This window comes from Nocardia sp. NPDC050799, from assembly GCF_040654015.1.
GTDB lineage: Bacteria > Actinomycetota > Actinomycetes > Mycobacteriales > Mycobacteriaceae > Nocardia.
The window spans coordinates 19,368-35,949 of record NZ_JBFAHF010000053.1 but is presented as its reverse complement, the minus strand read 5'-3'; the positions used below and the strand labels follow the sequence as shown (position 1 = coordinate 35,949).

Below are 16,582 nucleotides of genomic sequence, written 5' to 3'. Positions count from 1 at the left end.
ACAACCACCAGCATGACCACACCGAGGCGAACCAGCACGCCGACACACCGGTACAAACCCAAATTAGAAAACTAATTCCCGGCGCGGGACACTAGTTCAGAGCTATCAGATGGGTGTGCGCGCGCTGCAACTTCAGTCTTGCGGACTCCAACCCCGTGACCGGCATTCGCCAAGGATAGAGAGCAGCGACGACGCACCCAAACCGATTCCTTCCCGGTCTACCAGCCCGCAGCACCGATCGGGTCGCGTGAGTACCAGTGCCCATCCCATTCGCGGTCCTCGGCGAACGCGGCGTAAAACGCGTCATCGTCCTCGAGTTCAGGGGCGTGAGCGAACACGACCCCGCGGCCGTGGAACCGGCGCGCCCGCAACACTGTCCGTGCTTGCTTCTCCGCCCAGTACATCCGATCCCGGGTCCAGAACTTCTCCGGTGTCAATCCGCCCACGATCCGCCCTTCCGCGTCGATCGGTGGATAGCACAGTTGATACACCCAGCCAGCCGTTGCCTCATTGCGCTCGGACAACCACTGAATCCACGCCGGCACAACCGGATACAGTCCGCCGATCGCCCGGTCGCCGAATCCGGTTATCGCGGTCGACGACTCCGGCTGGACCCGCGCAGTCGCGGTCACACGCTCGACCGCCGCAGGATCCATACGACCACGGTGACGCTTACCATACCGAGAACCCATAGCCAACAAGCATATATTGCAGTGGCATCCGGCACGGCGAATACCAGCGATGAGTTCTCCGGATCCACTGGGTCGATCAGGATGGTGCGGACAGTAGCATCAGCACTCGGGCGTGGTGAGCGAAACGCCGATTGCGATGTGCGTAGCGGGCGTCCGATCCCGGCCGCCGCCGATCGGAACTTACCCCCGCGGTGCGCTCGGAAGCCGGGCGATGTTGCACCACGTCAACCGCCACAGAGGCCGCCTCGATTGACTGACCCACGCCCGGCTACCGGCCCGTGAGCCTGCACCAGTTGCCGGCCAGATGGGCCGGTGAGGCTCGTCGGATCGTCACTGGATGGCGGCCACCAGCAACAACGAACAAGGAGTAAGGCGTGAACAAACCCCTGGCGGTGCTGCTGTGCGGCATCACCGGATCCGGCAAGACCGTGCTGGCTACGGCCCTGGCCGAACACGGCCTGACCCGGCTGTCGGTCGACGAAGAAGTCCACCGCCGACACGGCCGCTACGGCATCGACTACCCCGAACACGAATACTTCGACCGCGAAACCCCGGTCGTCGACGATATCCGCAATCAGGTCATCCAACACCTCACCGACGGCACCAGCGTGGTCCTCGATCACGGACTCTGGCTGCGCAAAGACCGCGACGCCTGGCGCACGGTCATCGAGAACGCCGGTCGCACAACCCGGCTCGTGTACCTGCCGGTCGACAAGACCGAACTGCTGCGCCACCTCACCGAACGCAACCAACGCGAAGACGCCAACGCACTCACCGTCACCCCCGAAGCGCTCGACGACTTCTTCGCACGCTTCGACCCACCAGACCCCGACGAACACGCCGTCGTCTACACCGGCGGCGACCCGACCACCGTGCTGGAGTGAAGATCGAAGCGCTGTCGATCCCTCGGATCGGCGAGGTGATCGACCTGATGGGAACCGGAGCACCATTCGTCGCACCGCGCACATGGTCGGACTACTGGGCGTATGCGACCTTGTTCTCGGCCACCTGCCCGCTGGCCATCATCGACGAATGTGCGTCGAGGCCCGAAAGTCGCCGCCGCCTACGACACCGACGGCAACCCCACCCCGGCGCTCGCTGGATTCCTGCGTTCGCAGGCTGTCTCGGCCGATGATCTGCGGCGCATCGAAGTCGGCGGTGCCGAGCACGTCGCGGTCAAGACCACCCGCGCCGGCCGGTCGGCGGCGGTGGTGCTCACCGACGTCCTGTCCCAGCTCACCATAACGTTGCGGGCGGAAAAGAACATGCGCTGGCGTGATCCGGAATTGAGTTTCTCCCGCCGATCCGCTGGCTCACCGCACTGCTCGGCGACCAGGTCATCCCGATCACCGCCGGCACATTGACGGCAGGACGCAGCACCCGAGGCCACCGCCACTCAACCACACCGACACTCGACATCCCCGCCGCCGACCACTATCGCCCAGTACTCGAGGCCGAGGGAATCGTCGTCGACCCGGTCGAGCGCCGAGCACGCGTCGTATCCTCGGCCACCGCGCTCGCCGAGGCCGAGAACGGCAGGATCGACCTCGACCTCGACGGCGACGCCGACCTGATCGACGAGATCACCAACCTCGTCGAATCCCCGACCGGCATCCTCGGCCATTTCGACCCGAAATACCTTGACCTGCCAGAACAGATCCTGATCACCGTGATGCGCAAGCATCAGCGCTACCTCCCCGTCCAATCCGGCACCGGTGACCTGCTGCCTGTATTCGTGACGATGGCCAACGGCGACTGCGACCCCGACGTCGTCCGCGGCGGCAACGAAAGCGTGCTCCGCGCCCGCTTCGAGGACGCCGCATTCTTCTGGAGCGCCGACCTGACCATCACCCCAGACGAATTCCGGGCCCGGCTCGCGGCGCTCATGTTCCACGAGAAGGCCGGCACCATGGCCGACCGCGCAGGCCGCATTGCCGCAGCCGCCACCATGCTCGGCACCCGCATCGGCCTCCCTGCTGCTGACGCGGCCACCTTGACCCGCGCTGGTGCCCTCGCGAAATTCGACCTCGCCACCCAGATGGTGATCGAAATGACGTCCCTCGCAGGCACTATGGCCCGCGAATACGCGACCAAGGCCGGCGAACCCGAACCAGTGGCCATGGCCCTGTGGGAAATGGAGCTGCCCCGCTCCTCCGGGGACGACCTGCCGACTACCCGGCCCGGTGCGCTGCTGGCGTTGGCCGACCGCTTCGACCTCCTGGTCGCGATGCTCGCCGTCGGCGCCAAACTCACCGGCGGTGCTGCCCCCTACGGCCTGCGCCGCGCGGCGGCCGGAATCCTGGCAATCCTGCGCAGCCACCCCGAACTCGACGACATCACCATCCCCGTCGGTCTCGCAGTCGTCGCCGACCAACTCCGCGGCCAGGGCCTCACCGTCGACCCCACAGTCCTGTCGACCGCCGAGGAACTCATCACCACCCGCTACGAGCAGCGGCTCCGCGACGAAGCAGTCGATCCGGGAGTCATCGCCGCAGTTCGACCTTCCGCCGAGGCCCCACATCGGGCGGACACGTTGATCGGCCAGATCAGCGAAGCCAGCGCAGACGACCGATTCGCCAATCTCGCGGAAGGGCTGCAACGGATCATGCGGATCATTCCTCCCACCGCATCCACCACCTACGACCCCGCCAGGCTCACCGGCCCCGCCGAGCAGCAACTCCTGACCACAATGGGATCCGTACCCGCCGCCGACGGCAGGCCGCTGACCGAATGGGCCCGCCACGGCCATACCCTGATCGAACCACTCGCCGCTTTCTTCGACGACGTCCTGGTCATGGCCGACGACCCCGCCGACCGCACCGCACGGCTGGGACTACTGGCCACGATCCTGGCGAAAGCCCCATCCGGAGTCGACTGGAGAAGTCCACCAGCTTCTACAGAAGCAGGAAGGGTAACGCTCGTCGGCTCGCCTGCCGTGCAAGCGGTCGGGACCATGGCGGACCCCGATGTCATCGTCAGACGTTCAGAGATTCCGCCATGAGTTTCTGGCTTACACAGAGGTTGGAGTCGGCAGGGAGAATTCTCCATCGCCCACGGCGCTGAGAAATGCGTCCCATTCGTCTCTGGTGAAGGTGAGCACAGTGCCCGCTGCGTCAGTGAGCGAGGTTTGGCCGGTGGGCTCGTGGTGTTCGATTGCCGGCACACGGGTGTCGTGGTCGCCGGAGCACTCGCCGAGTGCAGCGGTGAGGAATGTGGGCCAGGCGCTAGCGGGTACAGCGATGACCGGTCGTTGGTCGGCGGGCCCGGTGTATTTGGTGTCGCGGACGCGCACGGGGTCGGCGTCGGTGTTGGCTTCGACGCAGGCGGCACCGTGGTCGGAGTAGGTGGATTTGCGCCAGCCGCGTGGCTGGGTGGTGCTGCTGCGGGTGGAGTGCCTGGGCTGTGTGTCGCTCAACGTAGGTGTTCCTTGATCATCGCTTGTGATTCGTCAGCGCTCAGCGTTTGTGTCAGAGCGTGCCCGTAGGCGTAGATCAGACTGTTGACCTCGGATTCGTCCTCGACGACATCGGCGTGTGTCGGTGTCTCGGACCATCCCAGTGTCGGTAGCTGCGGGCTGTCGAAATCGAGCAGGTGGAAAGTGGATCCTCCGAGGGCAGTGCCCTCGGAGGCGGTGAACGGGATGATCCGGATCTCGATTGTGTCCGGGTGCTCCTCGATCAGCGATACCAGGTGGCGGAGTTGCTCCTGGAGAACGTCGGGGCCGCCGGTTTCCTGCATGAGAGCGGCCTGGCTGAAGATTGCGGTCACGTGGAGCGGGTCGTCGCCGGTGAGCCTGGTCTGGCGTTGCATCCGGACGGAAACATGCTGATCGACCTCGAACGGACGGATCATGGTGGATGCGCCGATGATGGTGCGCGCGTATCCCTCCGCTTGCAGTAACCCGGGGATGAGCAGGCAGTTGTAGCAGCGGATCGCATGGGCGCCGTGTTCGAGTCCGTAGAGTCGCTGCATCTCCGGTGTGATCAGCGCCGGGTACTTCGTCCACCAGCCGCGGCCTTTGGTGGCGATCTCTCGGATCGCGACCAGTTCGTCCTGCTCGTCGGGATCGCAGCCATAGGTCCGGGCCAGCGCCCGCAGTTTGTCCTCGGTGAGGATGCGGGAGCCGTTGACCACTTGCGACCAGTAGGGCTGGGAGATGCCGACAGCTTTGATCACCTCGGCGTCGTCGAGTTGGGACTCGCGGCGCAGCCGGCCGAGTCGGAGCTTGAGCTCCCACTTCGCAACCGTGGGCGATGTCCGTGCCATACCCAGATCCTCCCTCATAGGCGTCGCGGAGCGTAGTCCGATGCCGCTTCTTCACCTGTAACCGATGCTACGTGACTTGCTGCAATGACATTTGAGTCTTGACGCAGCAATTATTGCTGCATTACCTTGCTTGTGTCGGTCGTCACCGGCCACCCGGCCCAGCCGATCGACATTTCCGCCGCAGAGCGGTTCTGCGGCCGAGGCAGGGGTGATGCCACATGAACCTCGCAGCACAGTGGGAGGTAGGGCCGTGATGTCCGCGATGTATGCGTACGTGCAACCCGGACTGATAAACGCCTCTCCGCGCACCATCGTCGAGGAGCTGGAGGAGTCCGCCCGCGCCTTGGGCGGCTCGGTCTGGGGCCGGGTATATGCCCAGGAGCCTTCCCCGGTCGGCGAACTGTGGGCGCTGGTGTCGGCATTCGATCACGCCCACGGCGGCACCGTCGCCGCGGACCTGGAGCGCTTCGCCGAAGAGTCCGGGACCGATCTGCACGCACTCCTAACAGCTCCGCCACCGACCTCCGCACTGTGGTCGCTGCTGGATGCCTTGACTCACCCCGATGCCGGATACTTGCTCATGCCCTCCCCGGACCACCTCGACGGCCTCGGAGTCCCCAAAACACTGATCCAACGCCTGATTTCACGCCTGGCGCCGCAGGTGCAAGTGGTTCACCTCGATGCACGCCCTGCAGATGGCCGCGGGGTCATCGCCGCAGTCGATGTACCCGCCGCCGCCCTGGCGCAGGACATCGTGTCTCTGCGAGTCCGGCAACGCCTGCAACGCGCCGGGCTCGCCGATGTCGCCACCATGGTCGACGCGCTTCTCACCGAGATGGTCGCCGAGGCCATCCAGGCCTCGGCACGCACTCCCGGTGACCCCGATCAGCTGCACATCCAGGTGCTGTGCCCGCCGGAAACCACCACGGTCGTCATCGACGTGGTCGAGACCCGGGACCACTCGGGCGCCTCGATCGGTGACGGCATCCAGCGGATCTGCGCGCGGACCGGAGCCACCCCGCACCGGTGGCGCAGCGACACCGGCGGCACCCTCACCCGGTGCCTTCTCCCCCTACCCGACACGCGGCAGCCCACCATGGCACAGCCCACACAGCCCCGACGGTGATCGCGATGGGCCCTCACGCAACAACAGTCCTGATCAGCAGCGGCGACGACTGTGCGCCGTTCCTACCGCCGGAGGCACTGATGGCAGCGGTCCAGGGGCACACCGAAACCCATTCACCGATGGCGGTCTACGCCAGAGAACTGGCCGCCCTCTACCTGAGATGGATCGACGCGCCACCACACCAGGCCCGCACCCTGCACACACAGATCGGGCAGCGGATCAGCGCCGTCGACGCCTGGATCCATGGGCTGTTACCCCGACCTCTGGGCGGTGTCACCCCCGGCACCGACTCGGTCGGCGGCGTCGTGGCCCGTGTCGCCGAAGCGTGGGCGTGCGCGCATTGGACCCTGCACCACGACGTCGATGAGGTGGAGCGCCACCGCGCTTGGGACCACCTGGCCGAAATGCACCAGGGCTATGCAGGACTGATCCGCCTCGTACTCAACGGTCTGATCATCCTGCCGAAATCCTGGCCCGGTCTCGGGTGGGCCGGCGTGACCAACCCCGCCCTACCAACAACTCCGCGTGAATCAACTGCTGACACCCGTTCTGGAGGCAAGAACACATGAGCACCTCCGTGCTACCCACTGACCTCTCCACCTGCGTCGCGATCTACCGCACCGAATACGGGATCGATGCCCAGGTCACCGATCACGGACGCATCGTTGTGCACGTCGGCGACGTCGGCTGTATCCGTCTGCCTGCCGAATTGGGTGAAGTGGTGGCGGACGAGCTGGCACGTCAGGGCCTGTCCACACCGGTTATCGTCGACGAGAAGTCGTCTTCGTGGAGGTTCCTCACGCAGCGCCCAACTGCCTCGCCGCTGTTCGATCCGCTGTTCCCGCACCACGCCAAGCAATCCGGCTACGGGGCGGAAATCTCGTTGCCGACCCCAGGGTATCCGGGTCGTACCTGGCACGTCGAGCCAACTGGACCCCACCGGTTGGCGAGCGAGGTGGTGGTCGATATCGCACTGGAGAAGGCCGAAGCGATGACGAAATCCGCGGTGGGCATCTCGTGATCGCACGCACGCGTAGGGCCCGGGCACAGATCGTATCCGCTCCGGTCCGTACTCTTCGCCGGTCCGTTCGAGTCCGGTGGCGGTGTAGAGGTCGGTGGCCAGGGTGGTTTCGCGGGTCATGATCATGTCGAGCCACCACGGCCACATGGTGGGGGGTGTCAGGCAACTTGAGTGTCGATAGCGTCAGGTAGGTGCGACCAGCGGCCTTCTCCAATACGTCGGTGATGCCTTCGGCGGTCTTGGAGCCGGTGGGGTTGGCGTTCCAGTCGGGGTAGTAGTTGCACAGCAGCTGCACTTGAAAGCCCGCGCGAGCACTACACGTGCGCAGCGACTATTCCGCGATTGTGGTCAGGATCGGTTTGACCACCGTCATCCACAACGGCAACCGGTCCTGCTGGTCGGGATCGGTGGACAGGTCGCGGATCATCCGGCCCAGCACACTGCCCGCGTAGGCGTGGGCGGCGGAGGTGACAAGGTCACGTTGCAAAACGTCACTGTGACTGCGGGGCCGTTACCTACTGAAATCGATCAGACCGGCGGCCCCGGCGCGGGCAGCAGCGATGTTGGCAGTCGACAAGTCGAGGCGGCCACCGATCAGCGGGCTGATGGAGCGGTGGCAACGTTGCCATACATCGGTTTCGTCGCAGCGGAACTCGCCATCGGCGCTGATCGTGGCCCAATTCTCACCGAGGAAACCGCCCCGTGGCACCAACAGCCGGTCGGCGCGCACCCAGGCGTGGTCCATGGCCGCCCCGCCCCCGTTGAACGCCAAAACACCGTATCCGCGGCGAAGGCGGCCGGGGACCAGATCGTGCGTGCTTGTGCACGGCTGGTCAGTGACCGATTGGCGGATGGCGGAATTCACGCGATTGCTGCCTGATGGGCAGGATCATCCATTTCGCGGGTGCCGAGCGATGCGTGGGTCGGTGCGGTAGGTGCCCGGCTTCATGAAATTGGTCGGCGCGAGCTTCCTGGCGCGCTTCCGGTGACTGTACGACTGACCGGGTTGACCACCCACCTCGTCGGCAATAACCGACGAGGTGGGTGGTAAATGCGGGCCTGCCCCCTGGAGGCCGATACTCGGGGCACGAAAATCGGCCCTGGGAACAGGTCCTTACTGACCTGCACTGTGCGAGGTCAGTGGCTCTGAAAGGTGTCGCGGACTGAACCGTTCAGCAGACCGGAAGTCGATGATGCCGCGGTCTTCGCGAGAACGGATCGACCGCCGGCAGCTCGGCCGCCTGGCACGTCGAGCTTGCGACGGCGATGGTTGTGGCGAGCCGTCTTATTGATGGTTGAGTCGAGACGTCACAGCCATGTCTTTCGTGCAGGCCGGATTTTGCCGGCCGCCACCAATATCCGATACGCAGCTGACTTCCGAGGGCAATTGTCGCGGTTACACGTTCGGTGCATGCCGGCCTCGCGCCATGCCTCCGGGAGTGTCAATGCCTGCTCTGGGGCGCTGTGGCTCACAATCAGCGGCAGCACGGCTTGGTATGGAGCGGCCGTCGATTCGGCATTTGTGCCCGCGCGTGGTCCGGCTGTCGTGGCTGATGCCATGGCGGCGAGCACGGGGCCGATCGCCGCGAGAATCACGGCGGTTGTCCACACCATCTCCCATACGGACATCGTGCTCACCGCTGCCTTGTCCGGGTTCGAGGGTGGTGCTGCTGGTTGTGCCGGCGAATTCCGAGATCGTTCCTCGGCGAATTCCGACGTCGTACAGGGGCCGTGCGACGTTGTCGTGACGGTGAAAATTGACGTCACTGGGGTCGGACTTCAGCAGCGTTCACCTTGTGCGGAGCCACGAAATCGGGCTGCGCTCGGCCGAGCCGGCCTGGCAGCATGGCAGGGTGCCGGATCTGTTGTGGAGTGAGGTCAAGAACTTCTTCGATCCCGACCTGATGGGTGCGCTGCCGGATGTATGCGTGTCGGGCACCTCGGTCGAGGACTGGCAGGCGGTGTTCGATCTGGTCCGGTCGAAGGGGTGGGCATGGGAGTACTTGGAGGGTGATGTCGAGCGGCGGCTGCCGTCTGCCGTGGAGGTTCTGTCGCGCCCTGCCGATTCGGAGATGGTCAGGCTGCGTGTCTGGCCTGTCTCGGATGTGTTGGTGATCTTCTGGCCCTTGTCGACCACGGAGATCGATTTCGATGTCGACCTTCGCCAGTTGCAGGGTCAGGCGGGGGTGGACACCCTGTGTGATTTCCTGTGCACGGTCGGCCGGTGGTTGGGCAAGCCGGTGTCCATGAGCGCGGAGGGCGACTACGGTTACCCGGTGCTGGGTTTCGACCCGGCCGCCGACCGGGTCGTGCTGCTGGCAGATCCGGAGCTCGACTGATCCCCTCCGCGCGCGAAACCGGTTCGAACACACGAGTCGGCGTACTGCAACAGAGAGCACGGCGTCAGTATTCGTCGATACGGATATCGGCCGACCGGCACCGACGCCAGCGTTCACCGATCAATGACGTCGCAGATCACCGATCGAACCATGCTGCCGTGCCGAACAGCTGTAGTTCGTGGTCATGGCAGTGGCTTTGTCGGAGCTGTGCAGGGCCACAGGTATTGCGGTGATGTGGTGGCGACGCCGCATTGCCGGCGCACCGTTTCCAGGCGATCGTGTCCGCGCAGATCGGTCAGATGTTGGCGGTTCGGGGCGACCACCACGTCAGCGTGCCGGTCGCGTACGTGGTCCAAGAGGTGCTCGATCGGATCGGTGTCGTTGGTCTCCGGTTGTAGGCCCAGAACAGTGATCATTCGCCACTGGTGTTGGTCGGCGATGGCTCGGATCGCCCTCTCTTCTGCCTCGAGCATCGTCTGCGCCAGGGCGCGATTGCGGACAACATGCAGCTCCGGGCGCAGCAGTCCGATGACGATTGGGTGCGTATGTTGTAGCGTCAGCGCGCTGAGCGGAAGCGGACCCCGTGCCGCCTGCTCGGATCGGGTCAATGCGATCGCCTGGGCGTCACAGGGACCGTATTCGGTGCGTATAGGACGGCTGCCGCCTCTATCGGCGATCAGCAGTGCGCAGGTGGGGCGTGGGGGATGAGATGTTCGTGCGGTCATGGCAGCATCGCTGTCTTGAGTGTGGTGAGGAGTGTCGGGCAACGGGTTGCCGCCGGTATGGCCGCACTCCCATCGCACAGTGGGGCGCGCCCGCGAGTCGGAAGCCCCCTGGCATCGAGGGGCGATATCTGGCGCGGGCCGATCCCCGCGGCTGCGGCGTCAGCGCTGCTGGCGGCCCGGTCACTGGGCGCCGATCGCAGGTGATGGCCGAGTGCGGCGGTGACCAGGTTCAACCCCGCGTGGTAGCTGCTCGCTTGAGCGGCCAGCCGCTCGAACAGCGTCTCGTAACAGGCCAGACCCGCCCGTTCAGTAAGGGTGATCTGATAGGTGGCGGTTTCCACGGTGGTTTTCGCTTCGTCGTAGAAGAGGAAGTTCGTCGCCGGGCCGACGAACACGGCGCCGCGAGGAATGATGAACACCTCGATCGGGTAGGGCTCCTCCAAAATCTCCTGCAACGCTTCCAGCTGGGCGACCATCACCTGCGGGCTGCCGACGGTGGTGTAGAGGGCCTGCTCCCCGATCAGGAAATGCGCCTCCCCACCGCGTGCCCGCCAGTCGGCTTGCCGGGCCATCCGCGCCGACACCGCCTGTCCGAGATCACGCTCGTCCATCGGCCGGCCGCTGGTCTCTTGGCAGACGCGCAGGACTGCGGTGGCGTAGTCGCGGGTTTGCAGCTGGACCGGGATCCGGTCGGGCTCATACCCCCGCAACAACCGGCTCGCGGCTTCGGTGCTGCGGGTGCGTTGTTGCAGGTCGGCCAAGCTGTGATCGTCCCAGGCCAGGATTTCCGGGTCGGGAGGCGACAAGGAAGCTGATGCCATGACGGTAGTTCTCCTTCGTGGAGGGTCGGGTGCCTATGGGGTGGTGATGGCGGTGATCAGGGCCCGGCCGTCACCGTCAGTGCGGGTAGTGACTGCTTGCCGGAGGATGGTTTCGGGTGCGCCGGGATACTGCTGAGCCAGCTCGGCACACCAACGCTGCTGCCCTGCTGTGGTGTACGGGGCGGGGGCCACGTGGACGCAGTAGCGAGTATCGGCAGGTAGTGAGTCGATCCCGGCTTGGATATCGGCCGCGGAGGGCACCTGCGCGTCAATGGTCACAACCGCGCGTGCCGCCGAGGCGGACCGTAGGGCGTAATAGGCGTGATGAAAGGCCAGGATCGCGTCCGGGCCATCGACGGTGCCGCCCGGACCGGTTCCCGAAATCCGTTCCGGTGTACGTACTTGCGGGCAGCTTGGAGTCGCGAGAGGTGCCGTGTGGTGGGTGAACTGGAGCCGGTCACCGGCGGGTAGATGGTGTGTGGGAGTGCCGGCCAGCGCGGTGAGCGCGGCGGTGACGGCCACAACCGCTGGTACGGACCGGATAAGGCGTGCAATCGTCACGGGTCGCTTCTTTCAAAATCGGCAAGGGTCGGCCCCGGAGTCTCGAGGTGTGGAGGCCACCGTTTCGGGGGATCGGGATCGGGGTCCGGGTCCGGGTCCGGGTCCGGGTCCGTGGAGTAGACGGCAGGTTCGGGCAGTCTCGGGTAGGGGTGGCGCAGGAGTCGGTGCATGGCCAGCGAATTCAGGATCATTACCGAGCACGAGTCTCAGGCCAGCCGTTCCAGGCGATACGAACTGCATTGGACAGCACAGAGGACAGCCCGGCCCGCAGCAGCGTGAACTGAGGGGATGACACAGAGACCTCCAAGACAAGAAACAAGGTGCTACTCGTAGTCGTCGTTTCTGCACCCGGCGAGGTAGGCGTCCGACGCCAGCCATTGCCGACACAGTGGCCCGTGCCCGCCGTGCTCGCTGCACACGAACAGCGCCTCCCCCAGCGACCCGAACCCGATATCGCCACTGGCGCAGTCACTGTGACGTAACCGCCACAAGTCCCGCGTCGCGGCACGCACGCCCCCCGCGGCCGGGTTCACCGCCGTCGAGGGAAGCTGTCGACGCCCCACCCGGTCCAGTCCGCCACCGATTCCAGGTAATCCGGTGCGAAGATCGGGGCGCCGGGCAACACAGGGATGTCGAAGCCTGCCACGAATACCGGCAGGTGATCGGCCAGGGCGAGACGGTGTTCCCGCAGCTCGGTGAGGACCTGTTGGGCTTGTTGCGGGGTTTGCAACTCGTGGGCGTTGTACCAGCCGCTGTGATCGTAAAGATATTGCAGCGCCACCACCGCCGCGGCCGAGCGTGCCAGGGCGGCACCGTCCGGGTCGGTCATCGACTCTGCGGCGATGAGCGCGGCCATCACCATCAGCCGCGCTCCGGTCGTCTGTGCCAGGTCGACCTGGGCCGAGTCCCGGCCCAGCGCGAGACCGTCTGGTTCGAACTGGTCTGCACCGAGCGCGATATACAGGTCGGTGCCCAGGATCTCCTCGCGCTCGACGATCCGCTCCAGCCACCACGGCCGCTCTGCGGGGGTGCCCTCCAGGGTCAGCAGGCTCAACGTTGGCCCCACCCGCCCCGCGGCGATCAGCAGGACCCGGTTGTCGCCCTCGGCAGTACCGGCGCAGGCTACGTTGGCCAGCGAGTCCGGGATGTAGTTGATGCGCAAGTGTCCTTGGGCTCCGGCGAGGCGGCGGCAGGTGAGCAGGATCTGCTCCGCCCCCGCGGTCAGGGTCGGTTTGACCACCATGAACCACAGCGCGGTCAAGTCCGCGGACCGGGCCGCCATATCGCGGACCAACCGGCCCAGCACCGAGCCGGCATAGGCGTGTGCTGCCACGGTGGCCAGGTCGCGCAGCACGTCGTCGCTGTCACCGTGTGGTCGCTGCGCCTTGTGGTTCACCATGCCTGCGACCACAGCGAGGACGCTGGCCTGGGAGGAGGTCGACAGGTCCAGGCGCCCACCCTGCAATGGCCTGATCGTGCGATGGAACCGCTGGCGGACCTTGACATCAGACAGGAAGCGGCCGTCTTCCCCGACGCGGCCCCAGTCGCCGGTGAGCAGCCCGTCTGTGGGCACCAGGGCGCCGTTGAAGCGGATCGCGCCGTGGTCCATCGCTGCCCCGAGTTTGGCCGACAGCGCCACGACTTCGACGCCTTCGGCCAGCCCCGCTTCTTCGGTGCGCAGCCGGACCAGGAAGGCCAGCACTCCGTGGTCGCGGTCTGCGCCCAGGTCCGCGTCGTACTCGAGCAGCCGTGCGGTAACCACGACGATCTTGGGCACTGTCGGATCGGCCACATTCGGCATGAACTTCACTGCGCCGATATGCGGGGTCGTCAGCCGGAAGCCACCGGCGTCGGGATCCCAGCGCGCCTCGGTCTGCTGATCAGCACCATTGGTGCCGGCCGCCTCGGTCAACGCCAACACACCCAGTACGGCACCGACGTTCAAATCGGCCAAACATTGCCGCTGATAATCACTGCCGTTGCCCAGAGTGAGCAGCGCACAGATCACGAGGTCGAAATTCCCGGTCCACACCGCATGCAGATGATGAGCCCCGATATGGGCCGCATCGCACAGCGCGCCCCGCAGGTGGATATCGGCGGCGATATCTTGAGCGGGCATGCCCACCGCGGCCAGCATTCCCCGCATCAGGTCCGGTGCGAGACCGGCCTCCAGGGCCGCTGTCATATGGTCCTGGGGGACGTCACCGAGGCCGAGGATGATCTCGCGTGCTGTGCGGTAGGTTTCCAGGTGCGGGCCGTAGATCGAGTTCCGCAACGCGGCGACGGTCGGGTCGGTTCCCTGGTATCCGAGAGCAGTGATCGCAGCGGTGGTTGCTGTCATGGCGCAACTCATTTCCGTGGTGGTGGACGGGTAGGACGAGCTGGTCGGGAAGCCGAGCTCCCCGGGGCGTCATCGGCGGATGGGTGCCGGTGGGATGATCAGCGGAGGTGTGGACGGGACTGCAACCGGCACGGCTGCGGGTGCACGGTGGAAGGGGCCCGGCCGCCATGCCACCTCATGTGCCGGTATGGCGAGTTCGGCCTCGGGGAAGGCGTCGAAGAACTGGGCGATGGCCTGAACCGCGATCTGTTTGGTCATGCCCCGGGCGATATCCAGACAGGCGTGCGGACCGGACCCGAACGCCAGATGCGATTTGTTGTCGGTCCAGCCCTTGTCGCCGACGATCGCGGGATCGGTGTTGCAGGCGGCCATACTGACCAGGACAGGTTGATGCGCAGGCAACCACACACCATCGACCAGCACAGGTTGGCGCGGGTAGGAGTTGCACAGATTCGCCATCGGCGGATCGTCGGCGAGGGTTTCTTCGACCGCGTCCTCGACCGGCGGCGTGAAATTGTGGTTGTCGTGGCGGTAGCGGGCATCGGTCAGCATCCGCCGCATCGTGTTCGCGATGAGGTTACGCACCGGCTCGATCCCCGCGGAGTAGATGGTGACCAGCTGCGCCATCCGCTCCTCATCACTCAACCCACCGCACTGGTGGACCAGCCGAGAAGCGATATCCTCGCCCGGCACAGCGTGTTTGAGGGCGAGGAGCTCGACCAGCGCGGAGGCCACTTCGGCGTTGACTTCTTCGGTGTCAATGCCCTCGAACATCGCCGCGAACGCACGCCGCAACCGCTGACCGATATCGGGTGGGCATCCCACGACCTCGTTCAAGACCGTGAACACGAGCGGGGTGATGTAGTGATCGATGACCTCGACGACGTAGAGGCCGACGGTCTCGCGGTAGTCGGCGATCTCGAGGAGCCGGTTGATCAACGAGACCGCTACCCGGATCGTGCGGTCCCGCACAGCATGCAGATCGACTGCCGCCGTCGCCTGAATGAGCGCGTCCCGGTAGCGGGTGTGTTCCTTGCCCGCGCAGCGCAGTGCGTTGGGCCGCCATTGCAGCATCGGCAGCAGCGGATGTTCTTCACCCAGGCTCTTCTGCCAGACCCTGGGGTCGGCCGGAAACCGTTCGGGATCGTTGAGGATCCGCACCGCGGTCGGGTAGCTGAGCACCAACGTCGCGGGGACCCCCGGCGCCAGTTCCACCGGGGCCAAGGTATTTCCACCCCCACGCATCCGCTCATATGCCGCGTAGGGAGCGATCGCGAACGCAAGAGTGTAGAGCTTGGTCCGCGGGAGTTTTTCGATCGAACGGCCGCCACGACCAAGCCGTGACTGCTGGGTAACCATGAAATTCGTTTCCTCACAACACAGGGCATCAAAAGAAGAGAGGGGCGAGCAGCAGCTCAGTGCGCTAGTGGCCTGGCCGGGGTGAACGTCACCGGCACAGCCGTCAAAATCCGATGGAACGGGCTCGCACGCCACACCAGCTCCCCGACCGGCCGCATATCCGGGATAGCGTCCATGAGCTGGTCGATCGCGACCGTGGCAATCAACCTGGGCAGATCGCTGGCCGGGCACGCATGCGGCCCGGCACCGAACGCAACATGCGACCGATTGCCCCGCCGGTCACCGCGAGCGATAGCCGGGTCACGGTGACAGGCCCCGAGACCGATCACCACCGGCTGGTGCGCAGGCAGCCACACGTTGCCAATCAGCTGCGGGACCTGCGGGTAGCGCACACACCACTGCGCCAACGGCGGATTGTCGAACAGCACCGCATCCAGCAGGTCGCGGGTGGACAGGCTGCCGCCAAGTGCTGCGTCCATCCGGTCGTCGGTCAGCATCAACGCCACCGCGTTCGTGATCAACCCGATCGTGGGCTCGACCGCCATCTCATAGATCAGCAGCAGCTGCGCGACCGCCTCGGCCTCCGACAGACCCGCGTCGTGGGCCAGCAACCATGACGCCATATCGGAGGCCGGACCGGTAGTTTTGTCCGCCACGACCTGAGCCAGCAGCGACTCCAGCATTCGCCGACCGGCAACCGCCGCGGCAATATCCACGGTGTCGGCCAGGGCGGGGACGGTGTGAGCTACCTCGCCCGCCAGTTCCTCCGGCACGCCGACCAGCCGGTTGACCGCGCCCAGGACCAGCGGGGCAACGAACTGCGCACACAGCTCCGCCTCACCGCGATGCCAGAACCCGTTGATCAACGCAACCGCGTCCCGTTCCACATCCGCCTGCACCGCATGCTGATCCACCCGGCCCAGCACCGCCATATGCGCACCCCGAAACCGGGCATGCTCCACACCGGAGGTCCGGGCAGGAGTCGGAGCCGACGCCAGCAGCGGCAGGACCGGGCACTCGACGCCCACGTTCTTCTGCCGCTCCGAAGGAGTGGCCGGGAACCTCTCCGGGTTCTGCAGAACGTGCAATGCGTCCTCATGACCCATCACCAAAGTCGCCGGCACGCCCGGGGCCAGCTCCACCGGTACCAGCGACCCGAACTCCGCCCGCCACTCCCGGAAAAACCGGGCCGGATCCGCAGCAAACTCGACCGTATACAACGGCACCGTCCGTGTGCCCGTCTCGACCGGCGACCCCTGCACCACCGGCTGATCGACCCGATGGCCGGTAAACCTCGTCACAACAACTCTCCCCTGTTCACAGAATCTTTC

At 65.6% G+C, this 16,582-nt stretch carries 16 protein-coding genes and 1 pseudogene; 6 read left to right on the top strand and 11 right to left on the bottom strand.

Going from position 1 to position 16,582, the window contains the following annotated elements; translation table 11 throughout:
- Positions 1 to 218: 218 nt before the first annotated feature.
- Positions 219 to 656 (bottom strand): hypothetical protein, encoded by a 438-nt coding sequence (locus AB0H42_RS33080; protein WP_357063116.1) that lies wholly within the window; start codon positions 654 to 656, stop codon positions 219 to 221.
- A 410-nt stretch (positions 657 to 1,066) separates the two neighbouring features.
- Between AB0H42_RS33080 and AB0H42_RS33075 the strand changes: the two genes are divergently transcribed.
- Positions 1,067 to 1,576, top strand: a complete 510-nt coding sequence (locus AB0H42_RS33075) for an ATP-binding protein (protein ID WP_357063114.1) — start codon at positions 1,067 to 1,069, stop codon at positions 1,574 to 1,576.
- Between the two features lie 102 nt (positions 1,577 to 1,678).
- Positions 1,679 to 3,693: pseudogene (gene glyS / locus AB0H42_RS33070) on the top strand (glycine--tRNA ligase subunit beta).
- Between the two features lie 9 nt (positions 3,694 to 3,702).
- On the opposite strand, the gene AB0H42_RS33065 reads toward glyS, so the two are convergent.
- Both AB0H42_RS33065 and AB0H42_RS33060 read right to left on the bottom strand, forming a co-directional pair.
- A complete protein-coding gene (locus tag AB0H42_RS33065) occupies positions 3,703 to 4,107 on the bottom strand; it encodes a DUF397 domain-containing protein (protein WP_357063112.1) in 405 nt (134 codons plus the stop codon).
- Positions 4,104 to 4,958, bottom strand: a complete 855-nt coding sequence (locus AB0H42_RS33060; RefSeq protein ID WP_357063110.1) for a helix-turn-helix transcriptional regulator — start codon at positions 4,956 to 4,958, stop codon at positions 4,104 to 4,106. The genes AB0H42_RS33065 and AB0H42_RS33060 overlap by 4 nt, the downstream gene beginning before the upstream one ends.
- 253 nt (positions 4,959 to 5,211) lie before the next feature.
- On the opposite strand from AB0H42_RS33060, the gene AB0H42_RS33055 reads away from it, so the two are divergent.
- From AB0H42_RS33055 to AB0H42_RS33045, 3 genes are read left to right on the top strand one after another with little or no spacing between them, the layout of a single operon-like run.
- On the top strand, positions 5,212 to 6,084 hold the full coding sequence (locus tag AB0H42_RS33055; protein WP_357063108.1) for a hypothetical protein: 873 nt from the start codon (positions 5,212 to 5,214) through the stop codon (positions 6,082 to 6,084).
- Positions 6,085 to 6,089: 5 nt separating this feature from the next.
- On the top strand, positions 6,090 to 6,653 hold the full coding sequence (locus AB0H42_RS33050) for a hypothetical protein (protein ID WP_357063106.1): 564 nt from the start codon (positions 6,090 to 6,092) through the stop codon (positions 6,651 to 6,653).
- A complete protein-coding gene (locus AB0H42_RS33045; RefSeq protein ID WP_357063105.1) occupies positions 6,650 to 7,105 on the top strand; it encodes a hypothetical protein in 456 nt (151 codons plus the stop codon). Before AB0H42_RS33050 ends, AB0H42_RS33045 begins: the two co-directional genes overlap by 4 nt.
- 331 nt (positions 7,106 to 7,436) lie before the next feature.
- Here the strand turns inward: AB0H42_RS33045 and AB0H42_RS33040 are convergent, their stop codons facing one another.
- Both AB0H42_RS33040 and AB0H42_RS33035 read right to left on the bottom strand, forming a co-directional pair.
- Positions 7,437 to 7,592, bottom strand: a complete 156-nt coding sequence (locus tag AB0H42_RS33040; RefSeq protein WP_357063103.1) for a hypothetical protein — start codon at positions 7,590 to 7,592, stop codon at positions 7,437 to 7,439.
- Positions 7,593 to 7,616: 24 nt separating this feature from the next.
- Positions 7,617 to 7,850 (bottom strand): hypothetical protein, encoded by a 234-nt coding sequence (locus tag AB0H42_RS33035; RefSeq protein ID WP_357063102.1) that lies wholly within the window; start codon positions 7,848 to 7,850, stop codon positions 7,617 to 7,619.
- Positions 7,851 to 8,958: 1,108 nt separating this feature from the next.
- On the opposite strand from AB0H42_RS33035, the gene AB0H42_RS33030 reads away from it, so the two are divergent.
- Positions 8,959 to 9,444, top strand: a complete 486-nt coding sequence (locus AB0H42_RS33030) for a hypothetical protein (RefSeq protein WP_357063101.1) — start codon at positions 8,959 to 8,961, stop codon at positions 9,442 to 9,444.
- Positions 9,445 to 9,626: 182 nt separating this feature from the next.
- Here the strand turns inward: AB0H42_RS33030 and AB0H42_RS33025 are convergent, their stop codons facing one another.
- The 6 genes from AB0H42_RS33025 to AB0H42_RS33000 form a co-directional block, all read right to left on the bottom strand.
- Positions 9,627 to 10,169 carry a hypothetical protein gene (locus AB0H42_RS33025; protein ID WP_357063099.1) on the bottom strand — a complete coding sequence of 181 codons (543 nt, stop codon included), beginning with the start codon at positions 10,167 to 10,169 and terminating at the stop codon, positions 9,627 to 9,629.
- Positions 10,166 to 10,990 carry a DUF5753 domain-containing protein gene (locus AB0H42_RS33020; RefSeq protein WP_357063098.1) on the bottom strand — a complete coding sequence of 275 codons (825 nt, stop codon included), beginning with the start codon at positions 10,988 to 10,990 and terminating at the stop codon, positions 10,166 to 10,168. The genes AB0H42_RS33025 and AB0H42_RS33020 overlap by 4 nt, the downstream gene beginning before the upstream one ends.
- A 33-nt stretch (positions 10,991 to 11,023) precedes the next feature.
- Entirely contained in the window at positions 11,024 to 11,551 is a 528-nt protein-coding gene (locus AB0H42_RS33015) for a hypothetical protein (RefSeq protein WP_357063097.1), read from the bottom strand.
- A gap of 529 nt (positions 11,552 to 12,080) precedes the next feature.
- Complete coding sequence (locus tag AB0H42_RS33010) at positions 12,081 to 13,892, bottom strand: hypothetical protein (protein ID WP_357063096.1); 1,812 nt, start codon at positions 13,890 to 13,892, stop codon at positions 12,081 to 12,083.
- A gap of 69 nt (positions 13,893 to 13,961) precedes the next feature.
- Positions 13,962 to 15,251: a cytochrome P450 gene (locus AB0H42_RS33005; RefSeq protein WP_357063095.1), complete on the bottom strand. Its 1,290-nt coding sequence runs from the start codon at positions 15,249 to 15,251 to the stop codon at positions 13,962 to 13,964.
- Positions 15,252 to 15,307: 56 nt separating this feature from the next.
- The gene (locus tag AB0H42_RS33000; RefSeq protein WP_357063093.1) at positions 15,308 to 16,552 is read right to left on the bottom strand and encodes a cytochrome P450; all 1,245 of its coding nucleotides are present in this window, start codon (positions 16,550 to 16,552) and stop codon (positions 15,308 to 15,310) included.
- Positions 16,553 to 16,582 lie beyond the last annotated feature (30 nt).